26 protein-coding genes are annotated in these 22,809 nt (G+C 71.2%); 12 read left to right on the top strand and 14 right to left on the bottom strand.

All coding sequences use genetic code 11. The features are described from left to right. Positions 1 to 138 precede the first annotated feature (138 nt). The 3 genes from dapF to miaA all read right to left on the bottom strand — a co-directional run bounded on the left by dapF (position 139) and on the right by miaA (position 2,565). Positions 139 to 1,008 (bottom strand): diaminopimelate epimerase, encoded by an 870-nt coding sequence (gene dapF, locus ABZY33_RS10335; protein WP_356491099.1) that lies wholly within the window; start codon positions 1,006 to 1,008, stop codon positions 139 to 141. Positions 1,009 to 1,051: 43 nt separating this feature from the next. Next, a complete protein-coding gene (locus ABZY33_RS10340; protein WP_356491140.1) occupies positions 1,052 to 1,519 on the bottom strand; it encodes a hypothetical protein in 468 nt (155 codons plus the stop codon). 107 nt (positions 1,520 to 1,626) lie between these two features. Further along, positions 1,627 to 2,565 carry a tRNA (adenosine(37)-N6)-dimethylallyltransferase MiaA gene (miaA, locus tag ABZY33_RS10345; RefSeq protein ID WP_356491100.1) on the bottom strand — a complete coding sequence of 313 codons (939 nt, stop codon included), beginning with the start codon at positions 2,563 to 2,565 and terminating at the stop codon, positions 1,627 to 1,629. Positions 2,566 to 2,761: 196 nt separating this feature from the next. Here miaA and ABZY33_RS10350 point away from each other — a divergent pair, with 196 nt between their 5' ends. Both ABZY33_RS10350 and ABZY33_RS10355 read left to right on the top strand, forming a co-directional pair. Next, complete coding sequence (locus ABZY33_RS10350) at positions 2,762 to 3,055, top strand: hypothetical protein (RefSeq protein ID WP_356491101.1); 294 nt, start codon at positions 2,762 to 2,764, stop codon at positions 3,053 to 3,055. A gap of 21 nt (positions 3,056 to 3,076) precedes the next feature. Beyond that, the gene (locus tag ABZY33_RS10355; protein ID WP_356491102.1) at positions 3,077 to 3,364 is read left to right on the top strand and encodes an antitoxin; all 288 of its coding nucleotides are present in this window, start codon (positions 3,077 to 3,079) and stop codon (positions 3,362 to 3,364) included. Positions 3,365 to 3,510: 146 nt separating this feature from the next. Here ABZY33_RS10355 and ABZY33_RS10360 read toward each other — a convergent pair whose 3' ends face one another. After that, positions 3,511 to 4,242, bottom strand: coding sequence for a class III extradiol dioxygenase subunit B-like domain-containing protein (locus tag ABZY33_RS10360; protein WP_356491103.1), 732 nt, complete (start codon positions 4,240 to 4,242; stop codon positions 3,511 to 3,513). 33 nt (positions 4,243 to 4,275) lie between these two features. Further along, positions 4,276 to 5,808: a tRNA (N6-isopentenyl adenosine(37)-C2)-methylthiotransferase MiaB gene (miaB, locus tag ABZY33_RS10365; protein WP_356491104.1), complete on the bottom strand. Its 1,533-nt coding sequence runs from the start codon at positions 5,806 to 5,808 to the stop codon at positions 4,276 to 4,278. A gap of 137 nt (positions 5,809 to 5,945) precedes the next feature. Between miaB and ABZY33_RS10370 the strand changes: the two genes are divergently transcribed. Next, a complete protein-coding gene (locus ABZY33_RS10370; protein ID WP_356491105.1) occupies positions 5,946 to 6,941 on the top strand; it encodes a TAXI family TRAP transporter solute-binding subunit in 996 nt (331 codons plus the stop codon). On the opposite strand, the gene ABZY33_RS10375 is transcribed toward ABZY33_RS10370, so the two are convergent. Together ABZY33_RS10375 and ABZY33_RS10380 are read right to left on the bottom strand one after the other, a co-directional pair. Beyond that, entirely contained in the window at positions 6,920 to 8,389 is a 1,470-nt protein-coding gene (locus ABZY33_RS10375) for a HAMP domain-containing sensor histidine kinase (protein WP_356491106.1), read from the bottom strand. The two genes, ABZY33_RS10370 and ABZY33_RS10375, sit on opposite strands and share 22 nt — an antisense overlap. 21 nt (positions 8,390 to 8,410) lie before the next feature. Further along, on the bottom strand, positions 8,411 to 9,097 hold the full coding sequence (locus ABZY33_RS10380; RefSeq protein ID WP_356491107.1) for a response regulator transcription factor: 687 nt from the start codon (positions 9,095 to 9,097) through the stop codon (positions 8,411 to 8,413). A gap of 256 nt (positions 9,098 to 9,353) precedes the next feature. Between ABZY33_RS10380 and ABZY33_RS10385 the strand changes: the two genes are divergently transcribed. From ABZY33_RS10385 to ABZY33_RS10420, 8 genes are all read left to right on the top strand, one after another. After that, complete coding sequence (locus tag ABZY33_RS10385) at positions 9,354 to 10,133, top strand: amino acid ABC transporter ATP-binding protein (RefSeq protein ID WP_356491108.1); 780 nt, start codon at positions 9,354 to 9,356, stop codon at positions 10,131 to 10,133. Positions 10,134 to 10,182: 49 nt separating this feature from the next. After that, positions 10,183 to 11,100, top strand: a complete 918-nt coding sequence (locus ABZY33_RS10390; RefSeq protein ID WP_356491109.1) for a glutamate ABC transporter substrate-binding protein — start codon at positions 10,183 to 10,185, stop codon at positions 11,098 to 11,100. A gap of 116 nt (positions 11,101 to 11,216) precedes the next feature. After that, positions 11,217 to 11,864, top strand: a complete 648-nt coding sequence (locus ABZY33_RS10395) for an amino acid ABC transporter permease (RefSeq protein WP_356491110.1) — start codon at positions 11,217 to 11,219, stop codon at positions 11,862 to 11,864. Continuing rightward, complete coding sequence (locus ABZY33_RS10400) at positions 11,861 to 12,817, top strand: amino acid ABC transporter permease (RefSeq protein ID WP_356491111.1); 957 nt, start codon at positions 11,861 to 11,863, stop codon at positions 12,815 to 12,817. Before ABZY33_RS10395 ends, ABZY33_RS10400 begins: the two co-directional genes overlap by 4 nt. Positions 12,818 to 13,035: 218 nt before the next feature. Beyond that, on the top strand, positions 13,036 to 14,673 hold the full coding sequence (locus ABZY33_RS10405) for an FAD-dependent monooxygenase (protein ID WP_356491112.1): 1,638 nt from the start codon (positions 13,036 to 13,038) through the stop codon (positions 14,671 to 14,673). Between the two features lie 245 nt (positions 14,674 to 14,918). Further along, positions 14,919 to 15,008, top strand: a complete 90-nt coding sequence (locus tag ABZY33_RS10410; RefSeq protein ID WP_356491113.1) for a putative leader peptide — start codon at positions 14,919 to 14,921, stop codon at positions 15,006 to 15,008. Between the two features lie 113 nt (positions 15,009 to 15,121). Further along, on the top strand, positions 15,122 to 15,664 hold the full coding sequence (locus tag ABZY33_RS10415) for a cysteine dioxygenase (RefSeq protein WP_356491141.1): 543 nt from the start codon (positions 15,122 to 15,124) through the stop codon (positions 15,662 to 15,664). Further along, the gene (locus tag ABZY33_RS10420) at positions 15,661 to 16,065 is read left to right on the top strand and encodes a rhodanese-like domain-containing protein (RefSeq protein ID WP_356491114.1); all 405 of its coding nucleotides are present in this window, start codon (positions 15,661 to 15,663) and stop codon (positions 16,063 to 16,065) included. Before ABZY33_RS10415 ends, ABZY33_RS10420 begins: the two co-directional genes overlap by 4 nt. A gap of 50 nt (positions 16,066 to 16,115) precedes the next feature. Here the strand turns inward: ABZY33_RS10420 and recX are convergent, their stop codons facing one another. The 4 genes from recX to ABZY33_RS10440 form a co-directional block, all read right to left on the bottom strand. Then, positions 16,116 to 16,901, bottom strand: a complete 786-nt coding sequence (gene recX / locus ABZY33_RS10425) for a recombination regulator RecX (protein WP_356491115.1) — start codon at positions 16,899 to 16,901, stop codon at positions 16,116 to 16,118. A 3-nt stretch (positions 16,902 to 16,904) separates the two neighbouring features. Beyond that, a complete protein-coding gene (gene recA, locus ABZY33_RS10430) occupies positions 16,905 to 18,026 on the bottom strand; it encodes a recombinase RecA (RefSeq protein ID WP_356491116.1) in 1,122 nt (373 codons plus the stop codon). A 248-nt stretch (positions 18,027 to 18,274) separates the two neighbouring features. Beyond that, positions 18,275 to 19,513: an AI-2E family transporter gene (locus ABZY33_RS10435; protein ID WP_356491117.1), complete on the bottom strand. Its 1,239-nt coding sequence runs from the start codon at positions 19,511 to 19,513 to the stop codon at positions 18,275 to 18,277. A gap of 56 nt (positions 19,514 to 19,569) precedes the next feature. Continuing rightward, positions 19,570 to 19,764 carry a DUF3046 domain-containing protein gene (locus tag ABZY33_RS10440; RefSeq protein WP_356491118.1) on the bottom strand — a complete coding sequence of 65 codons (195 nt, stop codon included), beginning with the start codon at positions 19,762 to 19,764 and terminating at the stop codon, positions 19,570 to 19,572. A gap of 79 nt (positions 19,765 to 19,843) precedes the next feature. On the opposite strand from ABZY33_RS10440, the gene ABZY33_RS10445 reads away from it, so the two are divergent. Continuing rightward, positions 19,844 to 20,794: a hypothetical protein gene (locus tag ABZY33_RS10445; protein ID WP_356491119.1), complete on the top strand. Its 951-nt coding sequence runs from the start codon at positions 19,844 to 19,846 to the stop codon at positions 20,792 to 20,794. Between the two features lie 18 nt (positions 20,795 to 20,812). Here the strand turns inward: ABZY33_RS10445 and ABZY33_RS10450 are convergent, their stop codons facing one another. From ABZY33_RS10450 to ABZY33_RS10460, 3 genes are read right to left on the bottom strand one after another with little or no spacing between them, the layout of a single operon-like run. Then, positions 20,813 to 21,121 carry an AzlD domain-containing protein gene (locus ABZY33_RS10450; protein WP_356491120.1) on the bottom strand — a complete coding sequence of 103 codons (309 nt, stop codon included), beginning with the start codon at positions 21,119 to 21,121 and terminating at the stop codon, positions 20,813 to 20,815. Beyond that, the gene (locus tag ABZY33_RS10455; protein WP_356491142.1) at positions 21,118 to 21,864 is read right to left on the bottom strand and encodes an AzlC family ABC transporter permease; all 747 of its coding nucleotides are present in this window, start codon (positions 21,862 to 21,864) and stop codon (positions 21,118 to 21,120) included. The genes ABZY33_RS10450 and ABZY33_RS10455 overlap by 4 nt, the downstream gene beginning before the upstream one ends. Continuing rightward, entirely contained in the window at positions 21,816 to 22,754 is a 939-nt protein-coding gene (locus ABZY33_RS10460; protein WP_356491121.1) for an AraC family transcriptional regulator, read from the bottom strand. The genes ABZY33_RS10455 and ABZY33_RS10460 overlap by 49 nt, the downstream gene beginning before the upstream one ends. Positions 22,755 to 22,809: the final 55 nt, after the last annotated feature.

Genomic DNA, 22,809 nt, shown 5'->3' on the forward strand with positions numbered 1-22,809 from the left:
GCACCTCCGGCTTTCTCTACCCGGCGGCGGGCTGGCGGGGGAACCCGTCCGGACCGGTGCTTGATGCTACCGAGCCCATCACGTGGCACAGACCAGCTCTCGCCCAGCGTGAAACGGATCACCCATTCGAGCGAAGCTTCACGGGTTTACGGTTTCGAATGACGCGAACCAGTCCGCGTCGATCATGCCTTCGGCCACGATCTCGGCCGGTCCTGTCATCTCGATCTCTCCACCCGGACGCTCGGTGATCGTCAGCCGCCCGCCGGGCAGATCGATCTCGTACGTCACCGGAGCGCCGGTCAGGGCGGGATCGAGGCCGTCTCTTCGGGCCGCGGCGACGGCCACCGCGCAGGCGCCCGTGCCGCAGGAGAGGGTTTCGCCGGCGCCGCGCTCGTGCACGCGCATGGCGAGGTGCCGGGGGCCGCGGTCGACGACGAACTCGACGTTCACCCCTTGCGGGTAGGCGGCCGCCGGGGCGACGGGCGGCGGGTCGTACAGGGTGCCCGCGTGGGCCAGGTCCGCCACGAAGGCGACCGCGTGCGGGTTGCCCATGTTCACGTTCGTCGCGGGCCAGGTGCGGTCGCCGACGGACACGGTGACCTCGCCTTCGGGCAGCGCTGCCGCGCCCATACCGACCGTGATCAGGCCTTCTTTGTCGACGTGGACGTGCTTGACGCCGCCGCGCGTGGCCACGGCGAGGTCGCCCGCGCCGATGTGGCCGGCGCGCTGGAGGTAGCGGGCGAAGACCCGCACTCCGTTGCCGCACATCTCGGCGATCGAGCCGTCCCCGTTCCGGTAGTCCATGAACCACTCGGCCTCGGCCGCCATGGAGCGCGCCTCGGGGTGGGCGGCGGAGCGCACGACGTGCAGGAGGCCGTCACCACCGATGCCGCCACGGCGGTCGCACAGCGCGGCCACCGCGGCCGCGGAGAGCTCGATGCCGTTCTCCGGGTCCGGGATGATCACGAAGTCGTTCTGCGTCCCGTGGCCCTTGAGGAAGGTGGTCATTCCTCGATCGTACGAGACGGCGCCGACAACGGGCTCACCGCGGTCAGCGGAGCCGCGCCACCCGCCAGACGGCCAGGACCGCCACCGCGGCCACCACGACCACGTACGCGCCCACGACGCGCCAGTCCGGCCGGCGGCCCGAACCGCGCTGTGGGAAGCCCGGCAGCGTGTAGCCCACCCGGCGGGCGGCCATCATGCCCCAGCCGGCGGCGCACGAACTGATCAGCAGGCCCAGCATCGCGACGACCGCGCCGCCGTCACCGAACTCGAAGAACAGGGGGAAGGCGAACATCAGGGAGCCGACCGTGGCCAGGATCACGATGGGGGCGAGCTGCCAGATGCGGAGCCTGCGCTGCGGGCGCAGCTCGATCTCGACCTCGGCGGCCGCATCCTGCGCGGTGAGCTCGTCGGCGGTCGGCCCGTCGGCGATCACGCCGTCCGGGATCGCCTCTGGACCGTCGGGGCTCAACTGCTCCCCGCCCGGTGCGGTGTCACGAGGGCCGGCCTCCATCGCCACGCGCCCTCCCACTTCGGACTCCACTGGTCGATCGATGGTCGATGATGGCACGGCCGAAGAGGCCGGGATGACGGGCGGGGCGTCCCGATGCCATCACGTGATCAGGCTGTAACCGGTCGTTCGACCAACGCCATTGCCCGGTCGTGGAGTTCCCCGCGTTCGGCGACGGCTCCGTTCAACCAGTGCACCCGTGGGTCGCGCCGGAACCACGAGTCCTGACGGCGCGCGAAGCGCTTGGTGGCGCGGATCGTCTCCGCGCGTGCCTCCTCCTCGGTGCACTCCCCCGCGAAGGCGGCGAGGACCTGCTGGTAGCCGAGGGCGCGCGAGGCCGTGCGGCCCGCTCCCAGGCCCTGCGCCGCAAGGGCGCGCACCTCTTCGACGAGACCTGCCTCCCACATGCGGTCCACGCGCGTGGCGATGCGGTCGTCGAGTTCGGGGCGCGCCACGTCGACGCCGATCTGGACGGTGTCGTAGACCGAGTCGTGCCCGGGCAGATTCGCGGTGAAGGGTTTTCCGGTGATCTCGATGACTTCGAGGGCGCGCACGATGCGCCGGCCGTTGCTCGGCAGGATCGCGGCCCCGGCCTCCGGGTCCGCGGCGGCGAGACGGGCGTGCAGGGCTCCGGAGCCGCGCAGCGCAAGTTCCTCTTCCAGGCGTGCGCGGATCTCGGGGTCGGTGCCGGGGAACTCCATCTTGTCGACGGCGCCGCGTACGTAGAGCCCGGAGCCGCCGACGAGGACGGGCCAGCGGCCCGCGGCAAGGAGGCGGTCGATCTCGGCGCGGGCGAGGCGCTGGTACTCGGCGACGCTCGCGGTCTCCGTGACGTCCCAGATGTCCAGGAGGTGGTGCGGGACCCCGCCACGCTCCTCGGGCGTCAGCTTGGCGGTGCCGATGTCCATCCCCCGGTAGAGCTGCATGGAGTCGGCGTTGACGACTTCGCCGCCGAGCTCCCGGGCGAGGAAGACACCAAGATCTGACTTTCCGGCGGCGGTCGGACCGACGACGGCGATGACCCGCGGGGCGGGAGCTGCGCTACTCACCGCCCCAGTCTCGCAAACCGGGGGTCTCTTCTCGAACGAGCTACGTGACGCAGCAGGTCCGGGGTCGTTGCCTGTTGCGAGGTTCCAGCCGCCGGTTTCGAGGACCGGTGACCCGGGCGACGCAATGGGACGCACCGGGCAGGGCGGGATTTCGCCCGCACGAGTAACGTATGGAGTTGAAATGGGCGTTTTTGCCATGTTTCGCCGGAAGGCCAAGGACAGTGACGCGGCGGCGTCCGCCGAGACGCAGGCTGCCCCTCTGACCGCCGAGGCGGAAGCGGAGGCGGCACAGGGCGCGGAGAGCGCCCAGGACGCCACGTCCCCCTCCCAGGCCACCGCCGAGGCTTCCCCGGCCGGATCCGAGGCCGGGGAGACCGGGGCGGACGCGACGGCCGGGGGCGCCGCGTCGGAGAACGTGGACATCCCCAAGCAGCAGTCCGCGGAGCAGGCCGCGGACAACGAGGCGGCCGACGAGGGCGCCAGTAAGTGACTTCGTGAGAGAGGTGGCTTCATGGGCTTCCTGGACAACCTGAAAGCCAAGCTCGGCCCTGCCAAGGACAAGGTCTCCGACCTCGCGCAGCAGCACGGGGACAAGATCGACCAAGGTCTGGACAAGGCCGCCAAGGCGGTCGACGGCAAGACCAAGGGCAAGTACAGCGACAAGATCCAGCTGGGCACGAGCAAGGCGAAGGACGCTCTGGACCGTCTCTCCGCGCCGGAGAGGCCGGACGGGCCCGGCGGCGCGGGCGGCACGGGCACGGGTGGCGGCACTCCGCCGTCGCCTCCTGCGGGGCCTTGACGCCACGCCCTGCCGCGTTTCGACACCACACTCCCGCGCACGGCGACGGCCGCGACACCTCCGGGTCTCGCGGCCGTCGTCGTGCGCGCGAGGGGCGCGGGACAGGCAGGGAGCGTCGGAGGCCCGCAGCGGGGCTCTGGAGGGCTCTACGTCCAGGAGGCCACGAAATACCCCACCCCGTAGGGCGCGTCCTCGTACAACAGGCGTGCTGTGCCGTGGTGACCGTGGTCCTGGGCCCAGGCCGCGGTGAGGAGCTGCCAGGGCGCGCGGCCGGAGATCTTCAGTTCGCCGGCGAGACCGGCGTCCAACTGGGCCAGGTAGCCGTCCCGGTCGAGAGTGCCCAAGGACGCGGCGATCCGGGCGTCGACGCCCTCGGCCCGCTCGTCGAGGTAGCCGGGGGCCTTCACCGTGCGGCAGGCGGTGCCGTCGCCCATGACCAGGAAGCCCACGCGCTGCGCACCGGTGCTGCCCGCGGCCAGGCGGCGCGCGCCCTCCGCTCCGGCGGAGACCGGACCGCTCTCCGCCACTTCGTAACCGCGGGTCTCGCCCGTCCATCCCGCGCGCGCGAGCAGCCACGCGCCTACGGAGAGGGACACGGGGAGTGCGGGGGTCTCGGCTTCGGCGGACTCCTCCGGTGCTCCGAGGCGTACGTCGAGATCGACACCGAAGGGCTGGAAGGAACCCCGCGCTCCCGGCCTGTGGACACCGGGACGCGGGCCGCCGCCGATCACCCACAGCACGTCGGGATCCGCGGCGAGGACCGCGCCGATCGCCGCGTCGCAGGCGGTGCGCGCGGCGTCCAGCTCGGGAGCGGCGTCGGCGGCGACCTCGGGCACCAGCAACGGCGGACAGGGGCAGACGGCGGCGGCGACAAGCATGATCGTCAGCCTACTTGTCGTCGGCCCGTCGCATCAGTCGACGGCGCAGCCGCCCGTGACCGCCGGCAGGGGCGCGGGAACGCCGACCGTGGGCAGGCCCAGCAGGACGCCCTGCTTCTTGTCCTGCTGCTCCTTGGTACGCCGCTCCCAGGCGTCGCCCGCGCGCGTGGGCCGTACGTTCAGGACCGGGCCCTCGGCGAGCAGGTGGTGCGGGGCCGCGTACGTGATCTCGACCGTGACGACGTCGCCGGGGCGGACCTCGCCGTCCGGCTTGGTGAAGTGGACGAGGCGGTTGTCGGGGGCGCGGCCGGAGAGGCGGTGCGTGGTGCCGTCCTTGCGGCCCTCGCCCTCGGCGACCATCAGCTCCAGGGTCCGGCCGACCTGCTTCTTGTTCTCCTCCCAGGAGATCTCCTCCTGGAGGGCGACGAGACGCTCGTAGCGCGCCTGCACGACCTCCTTGGGAACCTGGTTCTCCATCGTCGCGGCCGGGGTCCCGGGACGCTTGGAGTACTGGAAGGTGAAGGCGTTGGCGAAGCGGGCCTCGCGCACGGCGTGCATCGTCTGCTCGAAGTCCTCCTCGGTCTCGCCGGGGAAGCCCACGATGATGTCGGTCGTGATGGCCGCGTGCGGCATGGCGGCGCGGACCTTCTCGATGATGGTGAGGAAGCGCTCCTGGCGGTACGAGCGGCGCATCGCCTTGAGGACCGTGTCGGAGCCGGACTGCATCGGCATGTGCAGCTGTGGCATCACGTTCGGCGTCTCGGCCATGGCGGCGATCACGTCGTCCGTGAAGTCGCGCGGGTGCGGGGAGGTGAAGCGCACGCGCTCCAGGCCCTCGATCTGCCCGCAGGCGCGCAGCAGCTTGCTGAAGGCCTCGCGGTCGCCGATGTCGCTGCCGTACGCGTTCACGTTCTGGCCGAGCAGCGTGATCTCGCTGACGCCCTCGCCGACCAGCGCCTCGATCTCCGCCAGGATGTCGCCGGTCCTGCGGTCCTTCTCCTTGCCGCGCAGGGCGGGGACGATACAGAAGGTGCAGGTGTTGTTGCAGCCGACCGAGATCGACACCCAGGCCGCGTACGCGCTCTCGCGGCGGGTGGGCAGCGTGGAGGGGAAGGCTTCCAGGGACTCGGCGATCTCGACCTGTGCCTCCTCCTGGACGCGGGCGCGCTCCAGGAGGACGGGCAGCTTGCCGATGTTGTGCGTGCCGAAGACGACGTCCACCCAGGGCGCCTTCTTCACGATGGTGTCGCGGTCCTTCTGAGCCAGGCAGCCGCCCACGGCGATCTGCATGCCCGGGCGCTGCGTCTTGCGCGGGGCGAGCCGTCCCAGGTTGCCGTAGAGCTTGTTGTCCGCGTTCTCGCGCACCGCGCAGGTGTTGAAGACCACGACATCGGCGTCGCCGTCGGAGCCCTTGGGCGCGCGGACGTACCCCGCGTCCTCCAGGAGGCCCGACAACCGCTCGGAGTCGTGGACGTTCATCTGGCACCCGTAGGTGAGTACTTCGTATGTCTTGGGCACGCTGGGTGAACGGTCGTCCACGGACGGACGCGGGTGGCTGCTGCTCATGACAACAAGGGTATGGGGTGCGCGAGGGGGCCCCGCGCATCCTGTGGAGCGACGCCGGCCAGTCACCCTGGAAGCGTGCCCCGGGGGCGCCCCGGCGGACCTGGTCAGCTCTGGGGCGAGCTGGCAGGATCGCGCCCATGCCCGCTCCGTTCACCCGTGTCACCCGCCGACGCGCGCTCCTCGGCGCCACCGCCGGGATCGTCGTGTCCGGACTGCTGCTGTGGTGGCTGCTTCCCCTGGGCGAGCCGGCTCCGAGCGGCCGCGTCACCATCAGCACGGGCGCCCACACCGGCGTCTACGAGAAGTACGGCAACCTCCTCAAGACGGCGCTGTCCCGCGACATCCCCCGGCTCGACGTCTCCCTGACCAGCAGCGAAGGCTCGTGGGACAACGTCGAGAGGGTCGCCACCGGCAAGGCCGACTTCACCATCGCCGCGGCCGACGCGGTCGCCAAGTACCAGGACGAGGACCGGGCGGGCGCGACCCGGCTGCGCGGCTGCGCCCGCCTCTACGACGACTACATGCAGCTCGTCGTGGCCCGCTCCTCCCCGGTGAAGAAGGTCGCCGACCTGCGTGGCAAGAGGGTCGCCGTCGGCGGGGGCCGGTCGGGCGTGCGGCTGATAGCCGACCGCGTGCTGCGCGCGGCGGGCCTGGACATCGACCGGGACGTGACGCCCGTGGGCATCGGCATCGACACCATGCCCACGGCGCTCAAGGCGGGGAAGATCGACGCGTTCTTCTGGTCGGGTGGTCTGCCCACCAACCATGTGCGGACGCTGTCGCAGGAGTACCCGGTCCGGCTGGTCGAGCTGGGCAGCCTCGTCGACACGCTCCACAAGCAAGGCGCGTCGTCGCGTTACTACCGGGCCGCCGTGATGCCCGCCGACGCCTATCCGGCCGCCCAGCTGGGCCGGTCCGTCAGCACGCTCGCCGTGGCGAACCTCCTGGTGACCACCGACCGCACCGATCCGGGGCTGACCGAGGCGATGACCCGCACGGTCATCGACAGCCGCGACCACATCGGCGCCGAGGTCCACGCGGCGCAGCTCGTGGACCTCAGAACGGCCGTCTACACGGACCCGCTCTCCCTCCACGAGGGCGCGCGCCGCTACTACCGCTCCGTCAAACCCTGAGCGGCGGAGCGGGACGGCGCCACCGATGCCGTCCTGGGCACCCGCACCGTCACCTTCAGCCCGTGCGGCTCGTGGTGCGCGTACGCGATGGAGCCGCCGCCCGCGGTCAGCAGCGCCCGGGAGATGGACAGGCCGAGGCCCGAGCCCTTGATGTTCTGGTGCCGGTTGCTGCGCCAGAACCGGTCGCCGATCCGGGCGAGCTCCTCCTCGCGCAGGCCGGGGCCGCCGTCGGTGACCACGACGGCAGTCGTCTCCCCGTTCGCCGCGACCGTGACGGTGACCTGCTCGCCCGCGGGCGTGAACTTGAGGGCGTTGTCCACGACCGCGTCCAAGGCGCTGGACAGCGCGATCGGGTCGGCCCAGCCGGTCGCCGCAGGGCACTCGGCCACCAGCCGCACCCCCTTTTCGTCGGCGAGCGGGCGCCACGCCTCCACCCGCTCGGCGGCCAGCTCTCCGATGTCGGTCAGCCGCAGGTCGGCGGCGGCGTGCTCGGCCAGGGCCAGATCGAGCAGGTCGTCGAGGACACGGGCCAGGCGCTTGCCCTCGGCCCGTACGGACGCGATCTCCTCGTTCCCCTCCGGTAGTTCGTAGGACAGCACTTCGATGCGCAGCAGCAGGGCGGCGAGCGGATTGCGCAGTTGGTGCGAGGCGTCGGCGACGAAGGCGCGCTGCTGCTCCAGCACGTCCTCGACGTGGTCCGCCATCTCGTTGAACGACCGGGCCAGGCGCCGGAGTTCCGGCGGGCCTCCGGCGGCCGCGACGCGTGACTTCAGGCGGCCGGTGGCGATGTCGTGGGTGGTCGCGTCCAGCACGCGGACCGGGCGCAGCACCCAGCCGGTGAGCCGCAGCGCCGCGCCCACCGCGAGGAGCATCGCGGCGACCTCACCGGCCACGATCACGGCCCAGCCGCGCAGCGTCGCGGCCCGCATCGCGTCGGTGGGCGAGTCGGTGACGACGACCGCGACGACGTCGCCGTCCCGGATGACCGGCGAGGCGACCACCACACGGCCGCCGCGCTGCCACGGCCACACCTGCGGCGGATCGTGGCTGCGGCGGGAGTAACGGGCCTCGTCGAAAGCGGCCCGCACGGGGCCCCGCACCGGCACCAGGAAGTCGCCGGGCGCCTGTCCCATCGGCTGCTGGTCACGGTAGAAGACGCCGGCCTTTATGCCGTAGACGTCGTAGTAGCGCGCGAGTTCCTTCTGCAGCGTCTGCTGCCGCTCGTCCGCTCCGTCGCTCTTCCCCCGGCCCGCCGCGTCCCCCCGGCCTTCGTCCGGGCGGCTCGTCACGAACTGTGCGAGCGAGGCGAACCGGGCCGTGTCGTCGATGCGGTCGATGACGACTTTCTGCTGCTGCGCGGAGGCCACACTCACGGCGAGGGGGAAGCCGAGCGCGAGCAGCACGCCCGCCATGAGGACGATGAGCAGCGGAAGCAGGCGGGCGCGCACCCGGGGACTCTACGGCTTCCGCTACGCGGCCGGCGCCACGAGGCGGTAGCCGACGCCGCGTACCGTCTCGATCAGCGCGGGCCGGCGCAGTTTGGAGCGCAAGGAGGCGACGTGGACCTCCAGGGTGCGCCCCGTCCCCTCCCAACTCGTGCGCCACACCTCGCTGATGATCTGCTCCCTCCGGAAGACGACGCCCGGCCGCTGCGCGAGCAGGGCGAGCAGGTCGAACTCCTTGCGGGTGAGCTGCACGACGGAGCCGTCCACGGTGACCTGCCGGGTGGGCAGTTCGATGTGCACGCCGCCGAGCCGCAGCGCGCTCTCGGCCGCGGGGGCGCTCTCCGCACTCATGTTGCGCCGGCTCACCGCATGGATGCGGGCCAGCAGCTCACCCGTGTCGTACGGCTTGACCACATAGTCGTCCGCGCCGAGGTTGAGTCCATGGATGCGTGACCGTACGTCCGCGCGCGCGGTCACCATGATCACCGGAGTCGAGGTGCGTTTGCGGATCTTGCCGCAGACCTCGTAGCCGTCCTGGTCGGGCAGGCCGAGGTCGAGCAGTACGACACCGAAGGCGTCGGGGTCCGGGACGAGTGCCTGGAGCGCCTCCTCGCCGCTGCGGGCATGGAGCACCGAGAAACCGTGTCTGGCCAGCACGGCGGAGAGGGCCGCGGCCACGTGGTCGTCGTCCTCGACGAGCAGCAGTCTCATTCCGGCCCCCCTCTCACGTCCCGGCCTCTCAAGGTTCACCAAGGCATCCACGCCGATACATAAGGACGCAGTCAAGAGCCTGCCGGTTACGGTGGGGTTCCGTTATGCAGCCGGTACGCGCGGCCGCTGCCCCTCTTCACGCACAGTGTCGGGTCGCGGCCGGATCGTTATGCTCAATTTCCCCTCAGATGTAATGACGCTGGTCGCATGGCGTTACTACTGTCCTCCCAACCGAGGAGGATGGAGCAAGACCCCGATGACCGAAGTTTCGGTGACCAAGGACGCCACTCCCCCTGCGGGCGACGCGCTGGTCGCCCTGCGCGAAGTCAACAAGCACTTCGGCGCGCTGCACGTGCTGCAGGACATCGACCTGACCGTCGCGCGAGGTGAGGTCGTCGTCGTCATCGGCCCCTCGGGTTCCGGCAAGTCGACGCTGTGCCGCACGATCAACCGCCTGGAGACGATCGACTCCGGCAGCATCACGATCGACGGCAAGCCGCTGCCCCAGGAGGGCAAGGAACTGGCCAGGCTCCGCGCGGACGTGGGCATGGTGTTCCAGTCCTTCAACCTCTTCGCGCACAAGACCGTGCTCGAGAACGTGACGCTGGGTCAGGTCAAGGTCCGCAAGGCGGACAAGAAGAAGGCCGAGGAGAAGGCCAGGGCGCTGCTCGACCGGGTCGGGGTCGGCGCCCAGGCGGACAAGTACCCCGCGCAGCTCTCCGGCGGCCAGCAGCAGCGTGTGGCCATCGCACGGGCGCTGGCGATGGACCCGAAGATCATGCTCTTCGACGAGCCGACCTCGGCGCTCGACCCGGAGATGATCAACGAGGTCCTCGAGGTGATGCAGCAGCTCGCCCGGGACGGCATGACGATGGTGGTGGTCACACACGAGATGGGCTTCGCCCGCTCGGCGGCCAACCGCGTCGTCTTCATGGCGGACGGCCGCATCGTCGAGGAGGCCGTCCCCGACCAGTTCTTCAGCAACCCGCGCAGCGACCGGGCCAAGGACTTCCTGTCGAAGATCCTGCACCACTAGTTCACTGCCGAATCTGCCGACACGAAGGCCGACACGAAGGATGTTCACCATGAAGCTCCGCAAATCCGCCGCTGCCGCGACCCTGGCCGTGCTCGCGCTGACCGCGACCGCCTGTGGCGGCGAGTCGGGCAACGCCGGCGACAAGCCCGCCGGTTCGGCCGGTGGCAAGGACCAGCCGAAGCTGCCCACCTACAAGATCGCCACGGACGTCAAGATCGACTCGGCGACCCTGAAGCGGGCCCAGCAGGCCGGCAAGATCGTCGTCGGCGCCAAGAACGACCAGCCTTTCCTCGGTTTCGAGGACACGGACGGCAAGCGCTCCGGGTTCGACATCGAGATCGCCAAGATGGTCGCCGCCGACCTCGGCTTCAAGCCGAGCCAGGTCGAGTTCAAGACGGTCGACTCGAACGTCCGCGAGACCACCATCTCCAAGGGCGAGGTCGACCTCTACGTAGGCACCTACACGATCAACGACGAGCGCAAGAAGCAGGTCGGTTTCGCCGGCCCGTACTTCCTGGCCGGCGCGGACCTCCTGGTGCGCAAGGACGAGAAGGGCATCACCGGCCCGGACTCGCTCAAGGGCAAGACGGTCTGCTCCATCAAGGGCTCGACCCCGCTCCAGGAGATCAAGAAGCCCAAGTACGGCGCCAAGACCATCGAGCTGTCCAAGTACTCCGAGTGCGTGCAGCAGCTGCTGAACAACGAGGTCGACGCCGTCACCACCGACGACGCGATCCTCAAGGGCTACGCCGCCCAGCGCAACGAGAAGCTGAAGGTGGTCGGCAAGCCCTTCACGAAGGAACCGTACGGCGTCGGCATGAACAAGAACGACAAGGCGCTGCGCGACGCGGTCAACGACGCCATCGAGGCGCACCAGAAGAACGGCGACTACAAGAAGGCCTACGACGCGACGCTCGGCCTGTCCGGCTCCGCGTACACCGAGCCGCCGGCCGTCGCCCGCTACTGATCACCGCCTGAGGAGCCCGTCCGCGCAGCGGGCGCACCCCCGCCGGTGCGCCCGCTGCGCGGCCGTCGCCATCCGTCCGCTGTCGCCCGTCCGCTGCCGCCCACGAGGACATCCCCGTGAACGTATTGCTCGACTATCTCCCGGAGTTTCGCGAGGGGTTCATAGGCACCGTCCTGCTGACCCTGGCCAGCGGACTCCTGGCGATGGTCCTCGGCGTGATCATCGCCGGCTTCCGTGTCTCCCCCGTCCCGCCCCTACGACTGTTCGGCACGGCCTGGGTCACCCTGTTCCGCAACACGCCCCTGACGCTGCTCTTCCTTGTCGTGTGGTTCGTCATCCCGGTCATCTTCCTGCCGGGCCTGAACCCCTGGACCAAGGCGCTGCTCGCCCTGGGCTGCTACACCTCGGCGTTCGTCTGTGAAGCCGTCCGCTCCGGCATCAACACGGTGCCGCTGGGGCAGGCCGAGGCCGCCCGGTCGATCGGGATGACGTTCTCGCAGACCCTGCGCATGATCATCCTGCCGCAGGCCACGCGGACCGTGCTGCCGCCCCTCAGCTCCATCTTCATCGCGCTGACCAAGAACTCGGCCATCGCGGGCGCGTTCAGTGTCGCCGAACTTTTCGGGGTGCAGAAGCTGTTGAGCGACAAGGGGTTCGCGATCGGCTGGATCTTCCTGTGGGTGGCCCTCGGCTACCTGATCATCACCTTCGCCATCAGCGGTCTCTTCCGGCTGCTCGAGCGCCGCATGGGGGTCGCACGATGAGCTCTCCGAGCGTCCTGTACGACGCACCCGGCCCCAAGGCCCAGGTGCGCAACCGGATCTACACGGTGGTCGGCTCCGTCGCGGTGCTCGGCCTGATCGCGTTCACCCTGTACCGGATGAACGCCACGGGCCAGTTGGAGCCCGAGGTCTGGAACATCTTCAACAACGCGGGGGTACGCGCCAACATCCGTGACGGCGTGCTCACCACCTTGAAAGTGTTCGCGGCCGCCGGTGTGCTCTCCCTGGTGCTCGGTCTGCTGCTCGCCGTGGCCCGGCTCTCCGACCACCAGGCGATCAGGTGGTTCGCGACCGGCTTCATCGAGCTGTTCCGCGCGATCCCGCTGCTCATCACGATCTACGCCCTGTGGGTGCTCTTCCTCACCTACAAGGAGAACCTCGGGGTCGTCGGCGACAACTCCGCCTTCTGGGCCCTCGTCATCGGCCTGACCGTCTACAACGGCTGTGTCCAGGCCGAGGTCCTGCGCGCCGGTGTCAACGCCGTACCGCGCGGCCAGGTGGAAGCGGCGTACGCACTGGGGCTGCGCAAGTCCCAGGTGATGACGATGCTGCTGGTGCCGCAGGCCGTCCGCTCGATGCTGCCGACGATGATCAGCCAGCTCGTGGTCACCCTGAAGGACACGTCGCTCGGCTACATCATCACCTACGGGGAGCTGCTGTTCGCGGCCCGCACGATGGCCAACAACATCATCGTCAACGGTGACAACCCGATCACCGCCGTCGTCATCGTCGTCGGCGCGCTCTACATCGCCATGTGTCTGGCCCTGTCGGGGATCGCCACGTGGATCGAGCGGCGGGGGCGGCGCAGCACCAAGAAGGGGGTCGCGGTGGCCCCGGCCGGCGAGCCCGTCGTGGAGATGTCGGAGATCGAGCAAGTCCTCGGCAAGGGCCCCACCGGCGGCGCCGGCGGCACCGGGGGCCCCGGCGGCTCCTGACGGGGCGTCAAGGGATCCGCATCGACCGTTCTGGTGTCAAGGAGGCAGTGGCGTGATCGCCACTGCCTCCGTCACTTGACGCAAGCACCAGCAGTGGGTTGCATACGCTCTGTGAACGTGCACCCCGCTCCAACTGCCCCTTCCCGCGTTTCCCGTCCACCGTCCGCATCGCGCGGGACGCTCTCCGGCGGGCCGTTCGGGGCAGGAGGAGCCGCGCCGTGGACCCGGTGATCGTCGTCGGCGCGGGCCCCGTGGGGCTCACGCTCTCCCTCGCGCTCGCCCGGCACGGCGTACCGGCCCTGGTGCTGGACGAGGGTCCCGGCAAGGACGAGCAGCGTCTCGCCCGCACGGTCGTCCTGCGCGAGGACACCGCCGCGCTCGCGGAGCGTCTGTCGGGCACGTCGTTCGACCGCGCGGGCTCACGGTGGACCGGCTGGCGTTCCCTGCGCCGCAAACAGGAGATGCGTTCCTTCACCTTCGGCGACGACCTGCCCGCCCCACTCCACATCGCCCAGCACGAACTGACCGGAGCACTGCGCCGGGCCGTCGCGGACGAGCGGCTCATCAAGGTCGTCGTCAACAGCCGCATCGACGCGATCGAGGAGGACGCCGCGGGGCTCACCGCCCACACCCGCGGCCCGAAGGGCACGTGGTGGCGCGGGAGTTACCTGGTGGGCTGTGACGGGCCCCGCTCCACCGTCCGCAAACTGCTCGACATCCGCTTTCCCGGCCGCACCGCCGTCGAACGGCACGCGGTCGCCGCGCTGCGCACGGAACTTCCGTGGCCCGGTCAGGCGTTACTCCACCGGAACCCCCCGTGGCGGACCTCGGGCCCGGCGGGTCCGGAGGTCGTCGGCCGCCCCCTCGCCGACGGCGTCTGGCGCCTGGACTGGCTGCTGCCGCCCCGCAGCGATCTGGTCACCCCGGATGTGCTGGTGGCACGCATCCGGGAGACCCTCGGGGGCTGGTGCGAAGGCTCCACCCCGCCGTACGAACTGCTGGACACGGGCGTCCACACCGTCCACCACCGCCTCGCCCGCCGCTGGCGCGTGGGCCGCGCCTTCCTCGCGGGGGACGCGGCTCATCTGCTGGGTGCGCTCGGCACCCAGGGGCTGGACGAGGGGTTGCGCGACGCGGACAATCTCGCCTGGAAACTGGCGCTGACCTGGCACGACGGGCCACGACCCGTCCCGGCCGCCCTGCTCGACAGCTATCAGGCGGAGCGCCGCGCCGTCGTCGCCGGCCGGCTGCGCGCCGCGGACCAGGCGCTGCCGATACTGCGCGGCGGCGGCAAGGGAGCCCGCGGATTGCGTGCCTACGTGCCCGGCGGCGCCCGGGGCCACGATGCGCTGCTCACGGACGGTCACCTGGGGCACGGCCCGCTCGGCGCGCCGGGGGCGTACACCGACTCGCCGCTCGCGCCACCGCTCTCCGAGTCGCAAGTGGACGTGGGCACGGCGGTCGGCGCGCCGGTCGCGGACGTGCGGGTGACGGCGCCCGACGGTTCGGTCGTCCCGCTGCGCGACCGGCTGGGCCTGGGCCACCTGCTCGTCGTCCTCGTGGCTCCCGGCACCGGCGTGTGGGACCGCAAGCACTGGATGTCCGCCGGGCTGATGCCCCGGCTCGCGGCGGCCATAGCGGCCCTTCCGCACGGGGCCGAGCTGCTCGTCGCGGAGAGCTATCCGCAGGCCGCCGCCCATACCGTGCTGCTGATCCGCCCGGACGGACATCTGGTGACTGCCCTCAGTGGCGTCCAGCCCACGGAGCTGTACGAGGCCGCCCGGTCGGCCCTCGGCGGCCCCGCCCCGGACGGCGAGCCGGTGCGGGCCGGGGCACGGGCGGGCGGCTCCGACTGAGGGCTCCGGGCGTGCGACGACGGCAGCGGTGACCGGGGCGGCCCGGCTGGGCCGCGTGCCGAGTCATGAGAGGGGACCGTTCGGCTGGGCCGCGTTCCGAGTCACGGGAAGAGACCGCCCGGCTGAGCCGCGTGACGGGACCACGCGACGATCCGCTCGGCCGCTGATAGGGCGGCACTCGAGGCCGAGACGCCTGCCCCGCGTGTGAGTTGACCGGCATCCACGGCCATGGTGTACTCCGGAGCGTGACGATCGACACCGATGTACGCCTGTGGCGGAGGGTCCATATGGACCTGGTCCGCTACGCGGGCTGCACGTGTCGCCCGTCCTGCTGAATTCGCCTTCTTCTCCCTGCGCGCGCCGCCCTGCGCTGCCGTCTCCCCGGCACCCGCGGCCCGCGCCCACCGCGAACTCCAGGACGGTACCTGCCGTGTCTCTTCCTACGCCCCTGACATCTTCCCCTGCACTTGCTCCCGGCGGACCGGCCGTGTCCGGCACCGCTCCGACCCAGGCCGAGCTGCTCGACTTCGTCCGCCGCACCGCCGCCGACCGCGCCCTCGTCGCGTCGCTGCCGCTGGATCCGCAGGGCCGTACCTGGGTGCGGCTCGAAGGTTCCGGTGGCAGCGAGGCCTGGCTCATCGGCTGGCCGCCCGGGACGGGCACCGGCTGGCACGACCACGCCGAGTCGGTCGGCGCCTTCCTCACCGCCTCGGGCGAGCTGAAGGAGAACGCGCTGGCGGCCCGGCTGCCCGCCGACGGCTGGCGGACCCTGGAACTGTCCGAAGGGGTCGACCGCACCCGGCGGTTGACGACGGGGCAGGGCCGCGCCTTCGGCCGCCACCACGTGCACGAGGTCCTGAACGAGTCCCGCACCGCCCACGCCGTCTCGGTCCACGCCTACTACCCGCCCCTCCCGCAGATCCGCCGCTACAGCCGCACCGGTCAGGTACTGCGCCTGGAGTCGGTGGAGCGCCCGCAGGACTGGCAGTGAGCGCCGCGGACCGGCCCCGGGTGGGCATCGACGCGCTGCTCGAACAGGTGCGGACCGGGCTCGACCGGGTCGAACCGCAGGAGGCCTTCGACGCGGCGTCGGCCGGCGACGCGCTCCTGGTCGACATCCGGTACGCGGCGCTGCGCGAGCGCGACGGGCTGATCCCCGGCGCACTCGTCGTCGAACGCAACGAACTGGAGTGGCGCCTGGACCCCCAGGGCAGCCACCGGGCCCCCGAGGCGACCGACCACGATCTGCACGTCATCGTCGTCTGCAACGAGGGCTACGCCTCCAGCCTCGCGGCCGCCTCCCTGCAACAGCTGGGCCTGTACCGCGCGACGGACCTGGCAGGCGGCTTCCAGGCCTGGCGAGCAGCGGGCCTACCGGTCACGGAGGCGTAAGCGGCACGCGGGCGGTGGGTGTGGCGGCGCGGCCCCACCTTCCGTCCGGCCTACTCCCCGAACCCCAGGTCCTCCGTCTCCTCCCCCTCTTCCTCCAGCGCCTGTCGCACCACCCGGAGCGCCATGCCCTCGGAGTACCCCTTGCGGGCGAGCATGCCCGCGAGACGGCGCAGCCTCTTGTCGCGGTCGAGGCCGCGCGTGGAGCGGAGTTTGCGGGCGACGAGCTCGCGCGCGGTCTCCTCCTCCTGCTCGACGTCGAGCTGCCCGACCGCCTCGTCGATCACCGTCGAGTCCACCCCCTTGGTGCGCAGCTCGCGGGCGAGCGCGCGCCGGGCCAGGCCGCGCCCGTGGTGGCGGGACTCCACCCAGGCATCCGCGAAGGCGCTGTCGTTGATCAGCCCGACCTCCTCGAAGCGGCCGAGCACCTCCTGCGCCACCTCGTCCGGGATCTCCCGCTTGCGCAGTGCGTCCGCCAGCTGCTTGCGCGTACGCGGAGTCCCGGTGAGCAGCCGCAGGCAGATGTTCCGCGCCCGCTCCGCCGGATCTCCCGACGGCTCGCCCCGCCCGGCCCGCGACGAGTCGGGCGGGCCGTCGTCCCCCGTGGCGCCGGGCTGGTCCCCGAATCCGCCTCTGCGCCGGCGTCCGCGCGACCCGGCGCCGCCGCGCGCACGTCCCCCGCGGCGCGGCCCGCCCGCTGCCGTGCCGTCCCCCGGCCCCCCGTCGTACCCGCTCTCCCCGTACGCGGCATCGTCGTACGCCTCGTCGCCGCCATGTCCCCGGCCCGCCGGGACAGGGGGGCCGTCGTCGTACTCACCCCAGTCGGTTCGTCGTGTCACGGACTAGCTCTTGACCGCCGCGGCCTTGGTCTTGGCGGCCTTGGGAGCGGGCACCGTCTTGGCGGCGTCCTCGGCGGGCGCATCGGTCACCGCGTCCGTGGGCGCCGGCTCGGCGGCCGGCTCCTCCTTGCGGACACCGACGCCCAGCTTCTCCTTGATCTTCCGCTCGATCTCGTTGGCCAGATCGGGGTTGTCCTTCAGGAAGTTGCGCGCGTTCTCCTTGCCCTGGCCGAGCTGGTCGCCCTCGTACGTGTACCAGGCACCCGCCTTGCGGACGAAGCCGTGCTCGACGCCCATGTCGATCAGGCCGCCCTCGCGGCTGATGCCCTGGCCGTAGAGGATGTCGAACTCGGCCTGCTTGAAGGGCGGCGCGACCTTGTTCTTGACGACCTTGACGCGGGTGCGGTTGCCCACCGCGTCTGTGCCGTCCTTGAGCGTCTCGATGCGGCGGATGTCCATGCGCACCGAGGCGTAGAACTTCAGCGCCCGGCCACCGGTCGTGGTCTCCGGGGAGCCGAACATCACACCGATCTTCTCGCGGAGCTGGTTGATGAAAATGGCGGTGGTCTTGGACTGGTTGAGCGCGCTGGTGATCTTCCGGAGCGCCTGGCTCATCAGGCGGGCCTGGAGACCCACGTGCGAGTCACCCATCTCGCCCTCGATCTCCGCGCGCGGCACCAGGGCGGCGACGGAGTCGATGACGATGAGGTCGAGGGCGCCGGAGCGAACCAGCATGTCGACGATCTCCAGAGCCTGCTCGCCGTTGTCCGGCTGGGACAGGATCAGGTTGTCGATGTCGACGCCGAGCTTCTTCGCGTACTCGGGGTCGAGGGCGTGCTCGGCGTCCACGAAGGCCACCGCGCCACCGGCCCGCTGGGCGTTGGCCACAGCGTGCAGGGTCAGGGTCGTCTTGCCGGAGGACTCCGGCCCGTACACCTCCACCACGCGGCCGCGCGGGATGCCGCCGACGCCGAGCGCGATGTCGAGGGCGGTCGAGCCGGTGCTGATGACCTCGATGGGCTCGTTCGGCCGCTCGCCCATGCGCATCACTGCGCCCTTGCCGAATTGCCGTTCAATCTGTGCGAGCGCGGCTTCGAGCGCCTTCTCGCGGTCGGTTCCTGCCATGGGTTCCACCCGGTTTGCTTGTGTCGATCGCTTCACGTCAAAGACGCTAACGCCTGCCACTGACAATCGGCCTCGGCGCCCGTGCGCCTGTGGTTAACTCGAGGCTCCTCGCCCGGTCACTCTCTCCGGATCCCTTGGGGTCCCTGGGGAGAAAGCCCCTGGTCGCTCCATAAGAATGGATGTTCGATTTTGGTGTCAAGCGCACCACGCGGGGCGCGCCGCGGGGCGTCAGCTGCTCCGGGACCCGCTCACCGGTCCTCGGCGTTCGGCTCGTTCGGTCCGCGCAGGGCGCCCCGGGCATGGGCGAGGACCGACGCGCCGGTCCGCCTGCGGTGCCCGTGCACCCGCGGATCGTCGGTGACGTCGTACCGCTTCACATACGCGCCGAGGAACGCCTGCAACGTCGCGACGGCGGGGATCGCGATGAGCGCCCCCACCGCACCGAGCAGCGCCGTGCCCGCGATGACCGAGCCGAAGGCGACCGCGGGGTGGATGTCCACGGTCTTCGAGGTCAGCTTCGGCTGCAGCATGTAGTTCTCGAACTGCTGGTACACGACGACGAAGATGAACACCCACAGCGTGTACCAGGGGTTCACGGTGAAGGCGATCAGCATCGGCAGCGCGCCCGCCAGGTAGGTGCCGATGGTCGGGATGAACTGCGAGACGAGCCCCACCCACACGGCGAGCACCGGCGCGTACGGCACCCCGAGCACCTGCAGCAGGATGTAGTGGGCGAGCCCGGAGAACAGCGCCATCAGGCCGCGCGAGTACAGGTAGCCGCCCGTCTTGTCGACGGCGATCTCCCAGGCGCGCAGCACCTCGGCCTGCTTGGCGGGCGGCAGGACCGAGCAGAGGGCGCGCCGCAGCCGCGGTCCGTCGGCGGCGAAGTAGAACGAGAACAGGGTGATCGTCAGGAGCTGGAAGAGTCCGCCCAGCACCTGCGCGGACACGTCGAGGACACCGGTCGCGCTGTTCTGCACGTACTTCTGGAGCCAGTCCGAGTGCAGCAGGCTGTCCTGGACCTCGACGCGGTTCAGCTCTGTGTGGAACGTCTGGTTGACCCAGCTGATGACCTGGTCGAGATATTTCGGGAAGTCCTCGACCATGTCCACGATCTGGCCCGCGAGCATCGACCCCATCAGCACGACGAAGCCCGCGCCCGCGATCATCACCGCGAGGAAGACGAGGCCCGTGGCGAGGCCGCGACGCAGACCGCGCGCCGACATCCAGCTCACCGCGGGCTCCACCGCGAGCGCCAGGAAGAACGCGATCAGGATGTTGATCAGCAGCCCGGTGAACCGGTGGAAGGCCCAACTGCCCAGCTGGAAGCAGGCGATGAGGGCCAGGGCGAGCACCATGGCCCGCGGCAGCCAGCGCGGCATGCCGGGGCGCGGGGCGGGTGCCGGGGCCGGCTGCCGCTCGGGGGGCGCCGTGCCGGGTGGTGCCGTGTCGGCCGTCGCCGGAGGGGTCTCGTCAGTCGCTGCCACGGAACCAGTCTCACCTACGCCGGGGACGATCGGTGAACTCCCGGCCACCATCGCGATCAGCGCTCTTCCGCGGGCACGTCCATTGTGGCGCAGACCACGCGCCAGACCTCCTTGGCGTCCCAGCCGGAGTCGAGCGCCTCGTGCACCGTGCGCCCGCCGAGCCCCGCCATCACGTGGTCGCGCGCGAACGTGTCGGCGTACCCGGACCCGAAGTGGTCCGCCATCCGCTGCCAGAAAACCGTCAACCGCATGCCTCCAGTATCCCGCCCCTGAGAGTGGGCCCCGGCCCGGAAGGCACCCGGAGACCGCTTTCCGCCCTACGGTCGGCGCATGGCCGAAACCGGAGCTTCCCCACTCCCCTCGTCACCGTCGGCACGCTCCCCGCTCTCCCGTGCCGCGTCGTTCGTCTGGCTGACCGCGCGCGTCCTGGAGCAGCGCCGCTTCGCCTACCACTTCCTGGAGTCCTCCCCCGCCGCGGCCGACGCCGTGGAGAACGCCCTGGCCGCCTACCGCACTGAGGACGACGGCTACGGCTACGCCCTCGAACCCGATCTGCGCGGCCCCGCCGGCCAGCCTCTGCACGCCGCTCACGCCCTGCGCGTCCTGGACTCGATCGGCCGGTGCTCGGGGCAGCGCGTGGAGCGGGTCTGCCGCTATCTGACGGCCGCCTCCACACCGGAAGGCGCCCTTCCGGCAGTGCATCCCAGCCAGCGCCAGTATCCGCACGCCCCCTTCGTGCCGGTGCGCGACGACCCGCCGGGCGAGCTGCTGGCCACGGGTCCGGTGGTCGGGCTGCTGCACCGCAACGAGGTGTGGCACGCCTGGCTGTTCCGGGCCACCGACTTCTGCTGGTCCGCTGTCGAGTCGCTGACGACCTCGCATCCGTACGAGATCGAGGCGGCGGTCGCCTTCCTGGACGGTGTGCCGGACCGCTCGCGCGCGCGTGCCGCCGCGGACCGGCTCGGCCGGCTCGTCCGGGAGCAGCGCCTCGCCGTTCTCGATCCAGGGCGCCTGGACGCGTACCGGGTCGCTCCTGGGTACGCGCCGGGTGAGCACCACTACCCGTACGACTACGCGAGGGTGCCCGAATCGCTGGCCCGCTCCTGGTTCACCGACGAGGAGATGGCCCGCGCGCTCGACCACCTGGAAGGCGCGCAGCAGCAGGACGGCGGCTGGCCGCTCAACTGGCGCCAGTGGGCACCCGGTACCTCCCTGGAAGCGCGCCCCATGGTGACCATCGAGGCGCTGCGCACCCTGCGTGCCTACGGGCGCCCCCTGTGACCAGCAACAGGGAGCGCGTCACCCGGCGAGTGCCCGTACCCCCGCCGTGACGATCACGGCCACGGCGACGACCACGAGGAAGGGTGCCCGCAGCAGCAGTGCGACGGCGGCTGCCGCCACCCCGGCGGCCTTGGCGTCCAGGACCAGGACGCGGCCCTCCGCGAACGTCTGCTGCGCCGTGAGCGCGGCGAGCAGCGCGACCGGCAGCAGCGCCGCGAGCCGCTTGACCATGGGCCGCTCCAGCGCTCCCGCGGGCACGAGCAGACCGAGCAGCTTGACGGCGTAACAGCCCACTGCGGTGACGCCGATGGCGATCCAGACGTTCATCGGTCTCCTCCTTGCGCGGCGTCGGAGGCCGCGGTGCGGCGACGCCCCTCTACGTAGAGCACGGCCGGTGCGGCGAGTGCGGCCACCAGGACCGGGACGCCGGCGGGCAGCACAGGAAGCAGTCCGAGCCCCAGTACGACGGCGAGGACGGCGACGGCGCGCTCCTTGGTGGTCTTCAGCATCGGGGCGAGGAGAGCGAGGAAGACGGCGGGCCCGGCCGCGTCGATCCCCCAGGCGTCGGTGTCGCCGATGGCCTCGGCCCCCAAGGCGCCGAGCAGTGTGGTCAGGTTCCACAGGACGTACAAGGTCAGCCCGGTGACCGTGAAGCCCATGCGTACGCTGCGCCGCGTCGGCTGGGCCAGGGCGACCGCCGACGTCTCGTCGATGACCCAGTGCGCGGCGAAAGGCCGCACCGCGCGCGGGAGGGCCAGCAACTGGGAGAGACGCAGCCCGTAGAAGGCGTTGCGGACCCCGAGGAAGAACGCGCCCGCGGCGGCGGTGAACGGGTTGCCACCGGCCGCGAGCGCACCGACCAGCGCGAACTGCGACGCCCCGGTGAAGACAAGAAGGCTGAGCGCGCAGGTCTGCCACACACTGAGGCCGCCGCCTGCCGCGGTCACTCCGAAGGCGAAGCCGGACAGGCCGACGGCGACGCCGACGCCGAGCGCGTCACGGACGACGGCGGCGTCGGCCTTCACGACCTCGTCGGCGTGCCCGGGACGGGGGGCGTCCGGTGTTCGTATGTCTGCGATGGGTGTCTTTTCTGCCACGCCTCGGACAGTACGAGAGGCTGCCCCGCGGAATCTTGTACGTTCTTGCGCCCCCTCTGGTACGCGCCTGGAGGCACCCCGACGATCCGGGTGAAATGCCGGTTCAGGTGTGGCTGGTCGGTGAACCCGACGGCTACGGCGGCGTCCGCGGGCGCCGTGCCCTCTTCCAGGAGGCGACGCGCGACGCGTACCCGGGCATTGGTCAGCCAGGCGTGCGGTGGCATCCCGTAGGCATCGCGAAAGGCCCGCAGGAGCGCGAACGGGCTGGAGCCGAGGTCGGCGGCGAGCGTCTCCAGGGACGGCGGGTCCGTCATGTCCGCTTCGAGGACCTCACGCGCGCGTGCCGCCGCTCTGCCCCCGGCGGACCTGCGCGGTCGCGGGGCGAGCGCCGTACCGTGCTCCCGCAGCAGGCGGGCGAGCAGGATCCGCAGGACGCTGTCGGCGGCCAGCGCGTTGCCCTCCTCGGCCGCGCGGTGCACCTCACGGATCAGGTGTGCGGCCCCCGGATCGGTGACGATGGTCTCGCCGAAGCTCGCGGTGCCGCGGACCGTGGTGGTCTCCGCGGCGATCTCGCCGACGACCTGCGCCGACGGGTAGAGCGTGGCGTACGACCAGCCGTCGGGGCCGCCGGCGCGCGCGGTGTGCGCCACCTCGGGGTTGATCATGACGACGGTGCCGGGCCTGGCATGCACGGTGTCGTCCGGCATGCCGACCTCTTCGACGCCGCGGTCCACCGCTCCCAGCACATACCCCTCGTGGCTGTGGCGCGGGAAGGTGTGCCCCACGTAGCGGGCGCGCAGCAGGTCGAGCCCCGGCAGCCGCTCGTACTGCCAGTGCCGTGCCCACTCGCCCTTGCCCGCCATGCCCCCATTCTGCGGCACATCACCCCGATGAACCAGTCGTTTCCGCAGGTCACGG

This window comes from Streptomyces sp. NPDC006552, assembly GCF_040611655.1.
Classification (GTDB): domain Bacteria; phylum Actinomycetota; class Actinomycetes; order Streptomycetales; family Streptomycetaceae; genus Streptomyces.